Here is a 14481-nt window from a genome sequence, read left to right as displayed (position 1 = left end):
TCACCCGGTGGTCAAGTTCCCTGACGTGGCAGCGGACGAACGCAGCACCCTGGAACAGTTCCTTGACTTCCATCGCCAATGCGTCCTCGACGCCTTGGACGGACTCAGCCATGACGACGCGGCTGCCACACTGCTGCCGGCGACGCAGCTGACCATCGGGGGCATCGTCAAGCACCTGGCGCGGGTGGAAGACCTCTGGTTCCAGGAGAAGCTTCTCGGCGTCGCTGCGCCCGACCCCTGGGCGTCGGCTCCGCTGGACGTCGACCCGGACTGGGACTTCCACTCCGCCGGCGATGACTCCCCCGCCGACCTGCGTGCGCTTTATGTCGCGGCATGTCAGCGGAGTCGACGCGCCGCCGCCGGCTATCCGGATCTCAGCGACCGCGCCGCCAAACCGTCGTTCGGCGGTGGACCGGTGAGCCTCCGGTGGATATTCGTGCACATGATCGAGGAGACCGCCCAGCATCGCGGACACCTGGATCTTCTCCGAGACGCCCTCGACTGAGTGGCCGACGCAGCCCCGGTCACCGGGAGCTGCGTCGGTTGCCGGTCCGTGCTGAGCCGACAGTCGTCAGGTCACGCAGGGCGAAGCGGAGATGCTCCCACTCCTCGTCGAGGATCACGTGCAGGCAGTCGACGCCGCGCATCACCGCGCCGGCCAGCGTCGACCTGGTGAACCGCGCCCCCTGTAGGTCCCGGTCGACGAACTCAACGACCTGGTCCTGAACCATGTGGACCCCCCTCGACGAATCGCGGCGAGGGTAACGCGGAGGTGCGACACCTTCGTCCGGTCCCGGGCGGACAGGAGAGGCTGGCCTTGCCCGCCGAGGCGCAAGACCATAGCCTTGATTCGCGGGCGTCAATGGATTACCACCCACGGCGTCGCGCTGGTGTGGCTGCCCGCGTTTCCGCTGGCCCCGTACCGCCGGGTGGTTGCAGCGACGGGGGAATCCTTGATGCGACGACGGACGCGGTGGACGATCCGGCTGGGCACCGCCCTGGTCGCGGCCGGCAGCCTGGTGGCTTCGACGGCTGTGGGCGGCACCGCGCACCGGCCCGCCGCCCCGCCCACCGCCGTGGTCGACTGGAGCGCCGAGCGGCAGACGGTCGACGGGTTCGGCGGGTCCTTCGCGTTCCACAAGGCGGGGTCGATCCAACGGCTCGGCGAGCCACTCACCTCGCAGATGCTTGACATGATCTTCGACGATCGGGCGGGGATCGGCCTGGACATCGTGCGGGTGATGGTGGGCGACGGCGGCGTCTGGGGCGACCAGCTCTACGACGGGCCGACGCAGACGATCGAGCCGGAGCCGGGCACCTTCGTGTGGGACCGGCCGGACTGGGCGCAACGCAAGGCCGACTTCGACGCGTACCAGGTCTGGTTGATGCGACAGGCACAGGCGCGCGGCGTCGAGACGATCCTCGCCAGCGTGTGGAGCCCACCGGCGTGGATGAAACAGAACAACAGCGTGACCTCCGCCAGCCCCACCGGCGCGCCGAACAAGCTGCGACCCGACATGTACCAGGCGTTCGCGGACTACCTCGCGGAGTACGTGCTCGGCTACGAACGCGAGTTCGGGATCAGGATCACCCACCTCTCACCGACGAACGAGCCCGACATCTCCACCGGGTACTCCAGTTGCCAGTGGACCGCCGAGGAACTGCGCGTCCTGGTCCGCGACCACCTCGGTCCGACGTTCGAGCGACGGGGGGTGGCCGCGAAGATCGTGCTCGGCGAGGGCGTCGGCTTCCACGAGGGGTACGCGCTGCCGTCAATCATCGACCCGGCGGCGAACCGGTACGTCGACGTCGTCGCGGCGCACGGCTACGCCGGGCTGGTCGACGACGCCACCCGGGCCGCGCCCACCGCGTTCACCACGTCACACGCACTGGGCAAGACCATCTGGCAGACGGAGTACATGAACCAGGGCGCACCACGCGACAGGCTGTTCGTCAACAACACGATAAGCGACGGTCTGCGCTACGCGACCCTCATCGGCAACCTGTTCGACGAGACCCGGCTGGGCGCGTACTTCTGGTGGTGGCCGGTGGCGAACAATGGCGCGGACGGCTCGGACCTGATCCGTCTGGTCAACACCGGCACCCCGCAGAGCGGCAACCCGACCGAGAACGGCCAGTACCGCATCTTCAAGCGGTACTACACGTTCGGCCAGTACAGCCGCTTCCTCGACCCGGGTGACGTGATGATCGGCGCCACCAGCACGCCGTCGCCCGGGGTGCGGGTCACCGCGTACAAGGACGAGGCGACGCACGACTTCACAATCGTCGTGGTCAACAACAACGCGGACGACGTCCCGCTCACCGTCGACCTCACCGGCGGTTTCCCGCTGCCGCCGGAGACCAGGCAGGACTGCAAGAAGGGCGGGTGGGCCCGGTTCGTCAACCCGCCCTTCCGCAACCAGGGCGAGTGTGTCGCCCACGTCGCCGCCGGCAAGGGTCCACGACCGTCGGTGGTGCCCTACCGCACGTCAGGCAGCGAGAACATGACGAAGCTGGCCGACATCCGCACCCACGGCGGCTCCTTCAGGACGAACCTTCGTGGCCGCAGCGTGACGACGTTCGTGCCGAAGTGGTCCGAGCTGCCCGCGCTGCCCGACCGCAAGGACGTCTTCTCCACCTACCTGGCCGAGGAGAACGACGGGCAGTCCGCCGGGTTGCGGGTCATCACGACGCCCTCCCATGGCAGGGTCGTCACGGGCGTACGCGACGGCAGCCACCTCCGCTGGACGAACGTCAACTTCGCGGACGGCTCGGCGGCGGGCTTCGCCGACCAGAAGGGCCAACTGCGCCTGCACGCCACAGTGGCCCCGAAGGCGGGTGGCGTCATCGAGGCACGCATCGGCAGCCCGGACGGACCGCTCGTCGGCTCGATGAGCGTACCGCCGGGGTCCGGCACCGACTGGGTCACCGCGACGACAGCGATCGACACCAGTCCGTCGGCGGCGAACGGCTTCCACGATCTCTACCTGGTCTTCACCGGTGGTGACGGCACCCTGTTCACTGTGGACCGCGCCGAGTTCAGCGACTGAGCGCCAGCGGCGGCAATTCACCCGTCCCGACCGACCCCTGGGCGCTGCCGGAGCACCACGACGAGCCCGACTCCTGACCATCCGCTGTCGGGTGGCGTAGTCGACCGTGCACAGCGACAGGGAGGCCGGCGGGCGGCCACGCTGCGTGAGGATCACCGAGGGTTGCCGCCCGGGGGGATGCGGGCCACCGTCGGCGCGGACCCGGCCGGTGATCCGGTGGGCCCGCGCCGTCAGCCGGCCGGGCCGTCACGCCGGCCGCACCGTCACGCCGGCCGGGCAGTCGCGGTCACGCACGCCGGGCGGGCTCCCGGGCCAGCAGCGCGCGTAGCGCCCGGACCACGTCGGCCGGTGCCTCCTCGGCCATGAAGTGGCCGCAGGTGACCGTCTCGTGCACCAGGTCCGGCGCCCATCCGCGCCACAACCCGGCGGCGTCGTACCCGAGGGCGGCACCCCAGTCCTGCTGGAGCACGGTCACCGGCATCCGCAGTCGGTTACCGGCCGCCCGGTCAGCCCGGTCATGGACGACGTCGATGCCGGCGGTGGCCCGGTAGTCGGCGACGATCGAGTCCACCGACGCGCGGGACGCCGCGAGGTACGCCGCCCGCACGTCCGTGGGAATCGCGCCGGGGTCACGGGTCCAGCCGTCCAGGAAGTGGCCGAAGAAGGCGTCCGCGCTCGCCGCGATCATCTGTTCGGGCAGGCCGGGGGGCTGCGCCATGAGGTACAGGTGGAAGCCGACCGCCGCGTCGACGCCGTGCAGCACATCCCACATGTCGAGGGTGGGCAGCACGTCGAGGACGGCCAGGCGGGTGATGCGGTCAGGGTGGTCGAGCCCGGCGCGGATGGCGACGAGGGCTCCCCGGTCGTGACCGGCCAGGGCGAACCGGTCGTGACCGAGCGCCTCGGCCAGCGCGACCACGTCGGCGGCCATTGTCCGTTTGGCGTACGCGGTGCCGTCCGGGTCGGCGGGCTTGTCGCTGTCGCCGTAGCCGCGCAGGTCCGGCACGATCACCGTGTGGTCGGCGGCCAGGTCGGCGGCGACGTGCCGCCACATCAGGTGGGTCTGCGGGAAGCCGTGCAGCAGCACGATCGGGCTGCCGGAACCGCCGACGGCGGCGTGCAGCGCCACCCCGTCGGCGACGGGAACGCGCTGCTTGTCGAAGCCGCTGAGGTGCGGGGTCATGCCAGGTCCTCCGAATCGATCTGGTGAGCTGATCGGCGGTTGCCGGTCGCCGACACCGAGGTTCGCCGGGCCGGATCAGCAACGGATGAGTGCCCGACAAGTGCCACCGGACCGCCGCCATGAGCGGCACCTAGAGTGGTCGCATGACCAGGCAGGACATGGTCCCGACGGTGTCCTTCGGGGTGCTCGGTGCGGTCACCGCGTGGGCCGGGGGCGTACCGGTCGGCCTGAAGGGCCCCCGGCATCGTGCCGTGCTCGCCCGGTTGCTGGTCGCCCGAGGCCGGGTGGTCCCCGTCGACCAGCTCCTCGCCGACCTGTGGCACGCGCCGTCGGAAGGGTCGATCGCGGCGATCCGCACCTTCGTGTCCGATCTGCGCCGGGCTCTGGAGCCGGAGCGGCCGGCCCGCCGACCGGCCCGGCTGCTGATCACCACACCCCCCGGGTACGCGCTGCGCGCCTCCGACGACGCCGTCGACGCCTGGCGGTTCGAGACGGCGGTGGTGGACTCCAGGCGACTGCTCGACCAGGGCCGACCCGGTCCGGCGCTCACCGCTCTGGACGACGCGTTCGCCCTGTGGCGGGGGCCCGCCTACGCCGGGTACGACGGCGAGGGCTGGGCCCGTGGGGAGATCAACCGCCTCGACGACCTCCGGTTGCTCGCCAGCCAGCGGCGGGCCGAAGCGCTGATGGCGCTGGGACGCGACGTCGAGGCCGCCGCCGTCCTGCGGGGCGACGCCGAGGCACATCCGCTGCGCGAGGACATCTGGCGGCTGTGGATCATCGCGCTGTACCGCTCCGGCCGGCAGGGCGAAGCCCTCGCCGCGTTGCGCCGGATCCGCGACACCCTTGTCGACGAACTCGGCATCGACCCGGGGCCCCGACTGCGTCAGCTCGAAGCCGACATTCTCCGCCAGGCGCCACATCTCGCCACGACCACGTCCGCCGTGAGGCCGACACCGGTGCCCGCCGCCTCCGCCGAGGCTCCGGTCGCGGCCGGCGGCGCGACCCCGGGACGTGCCGACGCGGCGCCGGGGCGGCGGCGTCCGTTCGTCGGCCGCGAATCGGAACTGGACCAGCTCGTACGACTTGCCGCCGGCGCGGCCCGCGACGGCGTGCCGGCCGTCGCCCTGATCTCGGGCGACGCGGGTGCCGGCAAGACCGCTCTGCTCGACCTGCTCACCCGCCGCCTGTCGGCCGACGGCTGGGTGACCGCCTGGGGTCGCATTCCGGAGTACGACGGGGCGCCGGCCGCCTGGCCCTGGACGCAGATCAGCCAGGCGTTGACTGCGACGATCGGGCCGGCCCGGCAGGACGCGCCACCACCGCCGGCCGACACCGGGCCGCTGCCGAGCGACGGTGACGACCGGAGCCTCGAGACGCTACGGTTCCGGCTGCGGCGCGAGGCGGTCGCGCTTGTCGACGCGGCGGCCCGACACAACCCGGTGCTGCTGATCCTCGACGACCTGCACCGCGCCGACGAGGGGACCCTGGACCTGCTCACCGGCCTGGTCGCCGAGCCCGAACCGGCCACCGGCCCCATCATGATCGTCGCGGCGTACCGCACCTCGCAGGTCGACGCCGGGCTGACGGCGACGCTGGCCCGGCTGGCCCGCCGCGAACCGGTCCGGGTCTACCTCACCGGACTGCCCGAAGCGGCGACCGCCGAACTGACCTGGGCGATCGCCGGGTTCGACATCGACGCCGACGCCCTCAGGTCGATCCATCAGCGCAGCGGTGGCAACCCGTTCTTCGTCCGCGAGCTGGCCCGGTTGCTCGCCGCCGAGGGGCCGCAGGCACTTCAGCGGGTGCCCGCCGGGGTGCGGGACGTGATCCGGCACCGCCTCGCGCAGCTACCGGAGGCCACCCGTACGCTGCTGCGGCAGGCGGCGGTCGTCGGTCGCGACATCGATCCGGAGGTGCTCGCGGCGTTGGCCGGCGAACCTGAACCGGTCGTCCTCGACGCCCTCGACCAGGCCGAACAGGCCGGTTTTCTCAGCGCGCAGGGTACGGGCGGGCAACTGCGCTTCACCCACATCCTCGTCCGCGACACCCTCTACGACGACCTGCCGGCAGCCCGCCGCGCCCGGTGGCACGCCGCCACGGCCGAGACCATGGAACGGCTGCACCCGCACCAGTCCGCCGCCCTCGCCCACCATTTCAACGCCGCCGGTACCCGGGCCGCCGCAGGCCGTGCGGCCCGCTACGCGCGGTCGGCGGCGGAGCAGGCCGAGACGAGGGCCGCCCCGCACGACGCGGTCCGCCTGTGGGAGCAGGCGGTCACCGCGTACGACCGGGCCACCGACAGCGACGCGCCCGGCCGGTTGGCGGCGCAGATGGGCCTGGGACGGGCCCTCGCGGTCACCGGTCGGCTGGCGCAGGCCCGCCGGCACCGCGCCGAGGCGATCACCACCGTCCGGCGCCTCGGCGACCCCGACCTGCTGGCGGACGTGCTCACCGCCTTCGACGTACCGGCGATCTGGACCCGCAACGACGACGAGCCGCTGTCCCGGCAGGTCGCGGTGGCCGTCGACGCCGCACTGGCGGTCCTGCCCCCGGACGAACGGAGCCGCCGAGGTCACCTGCTGGCCACCCTGGCGCTGGAGCTACGAGGCACCATCGGCGACCGCGGCGCGCGGGCCGCCCGCGAGGCGGAGGAGATCGCCCGGCAGACCGGTGACGTGCCGCTGCTCGCGTTGGCGCTCAACGCCCGCTACCTGCACACCTTCCACCGTGCCGGCCTGGCGCCCGAGCGGGCCCGGATCGGCGTGGAACTGGCGGAGGTGGCCCGTTCCCGGAACCTGGTGACCTTCGAGGTGCTCGGCCACCTCATTGCCATGCAGGCGTACTGCGCGGTCGGCGACGTGGCCACGGCGAACGCCCGCGCCGAGGCCGCCGACCGCCTCGCCCGACGGTACGAGCTGCCCCTGGTCGGTCTCTTCACCCGGTGGTACGCGGCCCTGCGGCTGGCCATCGAAGGGCGTCCCACCGAGGCGGCGGACGCCTACCGGGAGGCCAACCTGGCGCTGCCCGCCGACGAACTGCCCGGTATGGCGCAGGGGCTGGCCCCGCTGGCGCTGTTCTGCCTGCGCCTGACGACCGGCGGTGACCTGTCGCCGGGCGAGGCGGTCCGCTGGCGGGGCGAGGAGTGGGGCCCGCACGAGCCCTGGGTGCGCCCGCTGCTGCTGCTCGCCGCCGGCGAACCCGGCGAGGCCGCCGGTGCTTTGCGCGCGGTGCCGGAATCGCCGCACGACCTGCTTCGTGAGGCCCGTGGCTGCCTCGTCGCCCGCGCCGCCGTCGTGCTCGGCGACCGGGCCCGCATCCGGTCCACGTACGCCGACCTGCTGCCGGCCGACGGCGAGCTGGCCGGTGCGGGCAGCGGCGTGCTCACCCTCGGCCCGGTCGCCCGTCACCTCGGCGACCTCGCCGCCGCGCTCGGCGACGACGCGCGGGCGCAGGTCCACTACGCGTCCATTCGCGGGTGAGTGTGCTCAACTCCGCCGCGCCGGGTCGTCCTCGATTGTCACGTCGACGGGACCGACCCGCAGGATGCCGTCGGTCAGTGGGGTGCAGCGCACGCCGCCCCGGCCCCGCAGCCCGCGCCACGCGCCGGGGCCGATCGTCACGTCCATCCACGCGCAGGGATGGGCCGCCCGGTTCATCCGTAGCCGTACCGGCCCGCGGCCCGAGTCGAGCACCAGCACCGAGCCGACCAGGTCGTCCACGCCGATTCCGCTGGTCAGGATGTTGCGCCGGACCTGCGCCAGACCGACGCCCGGCGGCAACGACTCGGCAGCGATGACGGTGACGCTCGCCTCACGGTGGGCGGGTCTGCCGAAGTATCTGTCGCCCACGATGCCCAGCTCGGCCCGGACCTCGATCTCACCGACCAGCTCACCGGCCGGCGCCGGCTCCGGCCCGTCCGACGGCCGGCCCACGAACCGGTGCACGGGCGAGGCCAGCAACTGGACGATCTCCGGCATGACCCGACTCTATGCCGGCCACCACGCCGCTCGTGCCGAGTCGAACCACGCCCGGCACCCGGCATTCCGCATCCGGCATCCCGCAAGACATCACAGTTGTCGATGTTCTGACCGACTGTTCGGCACTCCGGCGCTCGCCTCGGGCTACGCTGATTCGTGACGACATCGACGGCGACCTGGGCGCCGCCGGGTTCACGGTCCCCCGACGAGTGAAAGGGGAACACGCCTGGCAACCGAGGTGCGGTTCGCGAGCGGTGCCGGTGGCCGACGGTTGACTGTGGAGATCACCGGCAAACCCGACGGGGTACCCATCTTCCTGCTGCACGGCACCCCCGGCAGCCGCAGCGGCCCGAAGCCACGAAGCGGGGTCCTGTACCGGTACGGCATCCGACTGATCAGCTACGACCGTCCCGGTTACGGCGGCTCGACGCCCCATCCCGGACGTACCGTCGCCGACGCGGCCGAGGACATCGCCGCGATCGCGGCGGACCTGGACATCTACCGGTTCTCCGTGGTCGGACGCTCCGGCGGCGGGCCACACGCGCTGGCCTGCGCGGCGTTGCTGCCGCACGCGGTCACCCGCACGGCGGTACTCGTCGGCTTCGCCAGACCCGACGTGCCCGACCTCGAATGGTTCAGCGGCATGGCCGCCAGCAACGTACGCGACTTCGCCGCCGCCTCCGACGACCGGCTCCTGCTGATGGAGCGGCTCAGGGCACAGGCCGCCCGGACCCGACGCGACCCGGAGAGCCTGCTGACCCAGCTGGAGACCGACATGACCTGGCCGGACCGGCGGGTCGTACGCGATCTGGCCATCCGTCGCCTGATCGCCCAGGCGTACCGGGAGGCGCTGCGCAGCGGACCGCAGGGCTGGATCGACGACGTGCTGGCCCTGCGGCGGGACTGGGGTTTCAACCTGTCGGCGATCACCGCTCCGGTCCGGCTGTGGCACGGCGAACAGGACAACTTCGCACCGGTGAGCCACACCATGTGGCTCGCCCGGCAGATCCACACCGCAGAGGTCCACGTCCAGCCCGGTGCCGCCCACTTCGGCGCCGTCGAGATCCTGCCCGAGATGCTGGAGTGGCTGTCGAGCTGGTGAGCGGCAACGCCGGTCAGAACGGGTGCGGGTCGATGACGCGGCGTACCGGTCGTCCCCGCTTCAGTTCCGCCACCGACGGGTGGTTGCCGCCGATCCTGGCGACCACCGCCTCGATGGCCTCGTCGACCCGCGCCTGGTGGTCGACGCCGTGCAGCCGGCGCTCGACGAGGGCGTGGTTCGCCCGGCACCGCAGGGTGTGCGGATGCGCCGGACCGAGCAGGCTGGTCAGCAGGTCGGCGGCGGCACTCAGCAGGGCGAGCGCCTCGGCGGGCTCATGCCGGTCGGCCTCGATGACGGCCACGTTGATCTGCGCGGCCAGGGTGTAGGGGTGACGGTCGCTCAGCACCGCCGCGAGCCCCTCCCACGCCTGCCGGGCCAACGAGCGGGCCCCGTCGACGTCGCCGCGGGCCCGGACCGCGGCAGCGTGGTTGTTGAGGCACACCAGGCTGTGCGGATGCCGGTCACCGAGCTGCCGTGCGTACGCGGCGCGCACCGCGCTGGTCTCCGTCTCCGCCTGTTCCCAGTCGCCCAGCTCCAGCAGGGTCACCGAACGGCTCAGTCGGCAGGCCAGTGTCTCCGGGTGGTCCGGCCCGAGGATCTCCGCCAGCCGGTGGTAGGCCACCTCCAGCAGCTCCCCCGCCTCGCCCGTCCGGCCGGCGCTGCGCAGCGAGACGGCCAGGTTGGCATTGGCCTCGTACACGAAGCGGCTGTGCTCCCCCATCACCGTCGTGTAGACATCCCGCACCTGGGTCAGCAGCTCGACGGACCGGTCGTAGTGGCCGGCGTCGCGCAGATCCCGCCCGAGGGAGGTCGCGGACTGAAGCGTGCTGAGGTTGTCCTCGCCGAGCAGCTGCCGACGCCTGTCGTAGACCTCCTGATCCAGCCGCAGCGCCTCGGCCACGTCGCCCATCAGCCGTCGCGAGACCGCCAGGTTGCTCAGGGCGTTGAGGGTACGCACATGGTCGTCACCGAACTCCGTACGCCAGGCCCGGTAGGTTTCGATGTCGCGCTGGAGCGCCTCGGGGTAGCGGCCGAGCCCGCGCAGGTCCCCGCCGAGACTGCCGGCGGTCATCAGCGCGTCGGCGTGGTCGCTGCCGAGCAGGTCGACCTGCTGGGCGTGGACGTCCAGGTCCAGGTCGTAGGAGTCCTGGAACGCGCCCTTGTCGCGCAGCACGTTGGCCTTGTTGAACCGCAGTTGCAGGAGCTGCACGAGCACCTCCCGGCGAACCGGTTCCGCTAGCTGCCGACCCAGGGCGCGGGTCCAGGCGTCCTCGACCCGCTCGGCCACCTCCAGCCCGCCGTCGGGGTTGCCGCGTACGAAGAAGTAGCGGACCTGGTCGACGAGCAGTTGCCGGACCGGGGCGAAGTCGCAGGTCGTACCGTCGGAGACCTCGACGTGCGGCCACAGCATCCGGTACTTGCGCCACTCGTCCTGAAGATCGACCTCGCCGAGGGTACGGGCTGCCGCGGCGATCAGCAGGTGCACCTGGTGTTTGGCGTCCTCGATCTCGGACGCGGTCATCCGGGAACGCACCACCGAGTGCAGCAGCCGGTGGATCACGATGCGGGTGCTCTCCCGTTCCGTGCCCTGGCTGTCGTACTCGCTCTGCTGGTCCAGGCGCAGCAGAGCCAGCCGCTTGATCTGCTCCACCAACCTGTTGATCATCAGACGGCTGGTCACCGTCGGGTCGATCGCCCGCAGGTGCTCGGCCATCGCGGTGCTGTAGACGATGTCGAGCGAGATCTCGGGAGCCATCACCGAACAGAGCTGCAACAGGCGGTACGCGGCCGGCCGGCGGGTCGCCAACTGGTCCAGCGACAGCCGCCACGCCGCCTCGACCCGACCGATGTCGGTCTCCGAGCCGAGCGCGCCGAGGTCGCCCTGCTCGATCGCCGCGAGGTACTCCGACACCGGCGAGTGGGTCTCGACCAGCCACGCCGCGGCGGCGGCCACCGCGATCGGCAGATCACCAAGCGCCTCGGCGATCCGGTTGGCGTCGCGCTCCCCCAGGTCGGGCAGCAGGCGGCGCAGGTGGTTCACGCTCTCGGCCCGGTCGAACACATCCACCGGTACGACGTGCGTCTGCTCCAGCCAGCCCGGCCCCTGAGAGGTGATGACGACGTGTCCCGGCCCGTTGGGCAGCAACTGCCTGATCCGATCCAGCCGCTCGGCGTTGTCGAAGACCACCAGCCAGCGCAGCCCGCCCTCGCCTCGGGACAGTGCCTGCTTCACCGTCTGCGCGCCCTCACGCACGCTGCTGGGCAGGTTCATGCCGAGGCGTCGGCCGAGGTCGTAGAGGCCACCGTCGACGTCGGCGGCGACGTCCGCGTCGATCCACCAGACCACGTCGTACGCGGCCCGGAACCGGTGGGCGTACTCGGTGATGAGCTGCGTCTTGCCGAAGCCGCCCATGCCCTGCAGGACCACGGGTTCGGCGGCGTCGCTCTGCGCGCGCAGCAGCCCGCGCAGCGACCCCAGCAGCGCCTCGCGGCCGGTGAAGAGCAGGTTGCGCGGCGGCGCCTGGAAGACGGTAGGCGGTCGGCCGGGGTAGCGTGGCGCGCCCACCAGGAACTCGGCCTTCGGCGGCGGAAAGCCCACCAGGTGCAGCAGTTGCTCGGCGGCGGGCCGCTCGTCCAGCCGGCCCAGCCGGATGGAGTTGACCCCGCCCGAGGGGATCGAGGTGGACTGCGCGTTGCCGACGTGGACGATCAGCGGGCGGCGTGCCGGGCGCATCAGGGCCGCGTTGAGCCCCAGCTCGACCTCCTCCGAGGCAGTGTTGATCACCAGTGGACGCGCGGCGACGGCGACCCCCTCGAGGCGTCCCGCCGGGCCCGGATCGTGCACCTGGACGCCGGCCTCCCGCAGCACCCACGAGATCCATTCGGCCCAGCCCACGCCCGCCACGTCGTACCGCAGCGCCACCTCGGTCTCCCGGACCGCCGCCATCCGGACGAACTGGGCCTTGACCCGCACCCGGTCGGCCTCGTCCATGGTGGGCAGCCGGGTCACCCGCCCCTCGCTGATCACCTCGGTCAGCTTCTCGAAGGCACCGAGCAGGTTGCCGGGCGCACCCGAGCTGTCCTCGATCGTGGCAAGCGTCTCCTCGTACGCGTAGTAGGCGAGGTACGGCACCTGGACCTGGGCCCAGTAGCGGTCCCGCGCCACCTCGTCGAGGTGCGCCGGCAGGCCGTCGAAACGCTGCCGGGCCACCAACCGACCGGTGTCCGCCTTGAGCTTCTCGGCCGGGTCGATCCGCATCGCCACCGGCAGCACCCGGATCCGCCGGGGCGTCGTCTTACGGCTGATCGACTGGGCGACCTCGGCGGCCCCGTCGATGCCCTGCTCGCTGAGGGTGAAGCAGGCGACCAACGTGTCCGGCAGGTGCACAGTGCAGATGTCCGCCACGTCGCTGAGCCCGGTCCGGCTGTCGATAAGCGTGTAGTCGTAGGTGCGCTTCATGTCCGCCCGCAGCGCGTCGAAGAACGCGCCACCGGCCAGCACCTCGTAGAAGTGGTCCCAGTCGAGTCCGGAGATCGAACGGCTGTAGCTGTGGTTGTGGCGGCCCGCGCCGAGAAAGTCGAGCGTCCCCCCGGGTGGCCACCGCCAGTTGATCGAGAACGCGTGCCGGCGTACGTCGGCGAAGCTCGCGTGCCGCAGCTCGCCGGGCGCGGCCGGGTCACGACCCGCCGCCTCCTTCGCCGCCCCCTCGTAGCCCACCAACATGTCGATCACGCCACCGGCGCCCCGGAGCATGCCCTCGTGGATGAACGGCCGGTAGAAGCGGTGCAGTCCCGGCGATTCCAGATCCCAGTCGACGACCAGGACCCGGTGGCCGTTCGCGGCGAGAATCCACGCCGTGTTCGCCAGCGCCATGGTCCGGCCGGTGCCGCCCTTGTAGGAGTAGAAGGTGATGATCTGACCGTTCCGGGTGTCCGTCATGTCGGGCTACTCCTCCGGATGGCTGTTCGACCGTGGTCGGGGCGGGTACCGGCGCTCCACCAGATGTTCGTCGTCGAAGTGGCGGACGGCCCGGCCGATCGCGGCTGCGATGACGGTGAGCGGATCGTCGACGGCGGCCAGGATGCGGGGCCGGGCGGCGGGTCGGGCCGGGCGTGCGCGCCGACCGCGCTCCTCCGGGGCACGGAGCGGCTCGTCGCCGGCCGGCACGATCAACGGCTGCACCCAGGCGGGCAGCCCGTCCAACAGGTGCCGCAGGTACGCCCCGGTCTCCGCGTCGCCCCACGCCCGTTCCTCGACCAGCAACACCGCGGGCCGCCGCCCCAACTGGTCGTACCCGGCGCTGAGCTCGACCAGTTGCACGTCGAACCTGGCCCGGTTGACGCCCCCGGCCACCTGCGCCGCGACCGCACGCAGCCGATCGGGATGCCGCGACGACGCCGCAGCCTGGCCACTGTCGACCGGATCGGGCACCGCGGGCGCGGCGAGTGTGGCGACCACGAACGCCGGCCTCACCTCACGCGGGCGGGGCGGCGGCCAGTGGGTGTCCGGCGTGTCGCCCCGCCCCTCGGCCAGCTCGACGATCGAGTCACCCAGGTACGCCAGGACCCGCTCGTAGGCGTCCCGCTCACCCCGGCGGCGGCTCAGCGCGATCAACCCGGTCTCGGCGTACTGCGGAACGTCCGGGATCGGGGTGACCGCGGCCTGGCCGGCTGCCCCCGGCGTCACCTCCCACAACACCGGCAACAGGCGCTGCCCGGGGAGGCGGGAGTGCAGCGTCGCCGGCTGGCGGAGAAACACCGACCGTTCGGCGGCGGCGACCTCGTCGGTGTCGTAGCTCTCCGAACGCAACGCGACGAACACCGCGACCGTGGCCAGCGCCTGCTCGATGCGCGCCGCCGACCCGGTCGAGGGGTCGCCGCAGGGTCGAAACATGCCGGTACGCCACTGCGGTCGCTCCCTCGGCAGCTCACCGACCACCCGGGCCAGATCCTCGAACACCGTCCGCTCGTAGTAGTCGAGTTCGGCGGTGCGGTCGACAGTGGGCGGATGAGCATGGCTGAGAAAGAAATAGCAGGGCGGCTGCCCGGTGGGCGACGGCATCTCGTCTGGCGTCATCGAGGTCGCTCCCGAGCGGGAGCGGCTGAGCCGAGTCGCACCGCCACTCCCCCAACCGTCTGCACGTCAGGCGAACATCACGATACGTG

9 protein-coding genes are annotated in these 14481 nt (G+C 72.1%); 4 read left to right on the top strand and 5 right to left on the bottom strand.

Annotation, left to right across the window (positions count from 1 at the left end; genetic code table 11):
- Window positions 1–25 precede the first annotated feature (25 nt).
- The gene (locus CLT74_RS04700; protein WP_199172107.1) at window positions 26–505 is read left to right on the top strand and encodes a DinB family protein; all 480 of its coding nucleotides are present in this window, start codon (window positions 26–28) and stop codon (window positions 503–505) included.
- A 19-nt stretch (window positions 506–524) separates the two neighbouring features.
- Here CLT74_RS04700 and CLT74_RS04695 read toward each other — a convergent pair whose 3' ends face one another.
- Window positions 525–731: a hypothetical protein gene (locus CLT74_RS04695; RefSeq protein WP_099845437.1), complete on the bottom strand. Its 207-nt coding sequence runs from the start codon at window positions 729–731 to the stop codon at window positions 525–527.
- Window positions 732–956: 225 nt separating this feature from the next.
- On the opposite strand from CLT74_RS04695, the gene CLT74_RS04690 reads away from it, so the two are divergent.
- Entirely contained in the window at window positions 957–3050 is a 2094-nt protein-coding gene (locus CLT74_RS04690; protein WP_099845436.1) for a glycoside hydrolase, read from the top strand.
- 286 nt (window positions 3051–3336) lie between these two features.
- On the opposite strand, the gene CLT74_RS04685 is transcribed toward CLT74_RS04690, so the two are convergent.
- Window positions 3337–4233, bottom strand: a complete 897-nt coding sequence (locus CLT74_RS04685; protein WP_099845435.1) for an alpha/beta hydrolase — start codon at window positions 4231–4233, stop codon at window positions 3337–3339.
- 143 nt (window positions 4234–4376) lie between these two features.
- Between CLT74_RS04685 and CLT74_RS04680 the strand changes: the two genes are divergently transcribed.
- Complete coding sequence (locus CLT74_RS04680) at window positions 4377–7715, top strand: BTAD domain-containing putative transcriptional regulator (protein WP_099845434.1); 3339 nt, start codon at window positions 4377–4379, stop codon at window positions 7713–7715.
- A gap of 6 nt (window positions 7716–7721) precedes the next feature.
- Here CLT74_RS04680 and CLT74_RS04675 read toward each other — a convergent pair whose 3' ends face one another.
- Window positions 7722–8213, bottom strand: a complete 492-nt coding sequence (locus CLT74_RS04675) for a molybdenum cofactor biosysynthesis protein (protein ID WP_099845433.1) — start codon at window positions 8211–8213, stop codon at window positions 7722–7724.
- Window positions 8214–8451: 238 nt separating this feature from the next.
- On the opposite strand from CLT74_RS04675, the gene CLT74_RS04670 reads away from it, so the two are divergent.
- On the top strand, window positions 8452–9315 hold the full coding sequence (locus tag CLT74_RS04670; RefSeq protein ID WP_239093374.1) for an alpha/beta fold hydrolase: 864 nt from the start codon (window positions 8452–8454) through the stop codon (window positions 9313–9315).
- 13 nt (window positions 9316–9328) lie between these two features.
- Here CLT74_RS04670 and fxsT read toward each other — a convergent pair whose 3' ends face one another.
- Both fxsT and CLT74_RS04660 read right to left on the bottom strand, forming a co-directional pair.
- Entirely contained in the window at window positions 9329–13255 is a 3927-nt protein-coding gene (gene fxsT, locus CLT74_RS04665) for an FxSxx-COOH system tetratricopeptide repeat protein (protein ID WP_099845431.1), read from the bottom strand.
- A 6-nt stretch (window positions 13256–13261) separates the two neighbouring features.
- Complete coding sequence (locus CLT74_RS04660) at window positions 13262–14392, bottom strand: hypothetical protein (protein WP_143697070.1); 1131 nt, start codon at window positions 14390–14392, stop codon at window positions 13262–13264.
- Between the last annotated feature and the right edge of the window lie 89 nt (window positions 14393–14481).

It is taken from the genome of Verrucosispora sp. CNZ293 (genome assembly GCF_002754655.1).
This window is presented reverse-complemented; position numbering and strand designations above follow the sequence as displayed.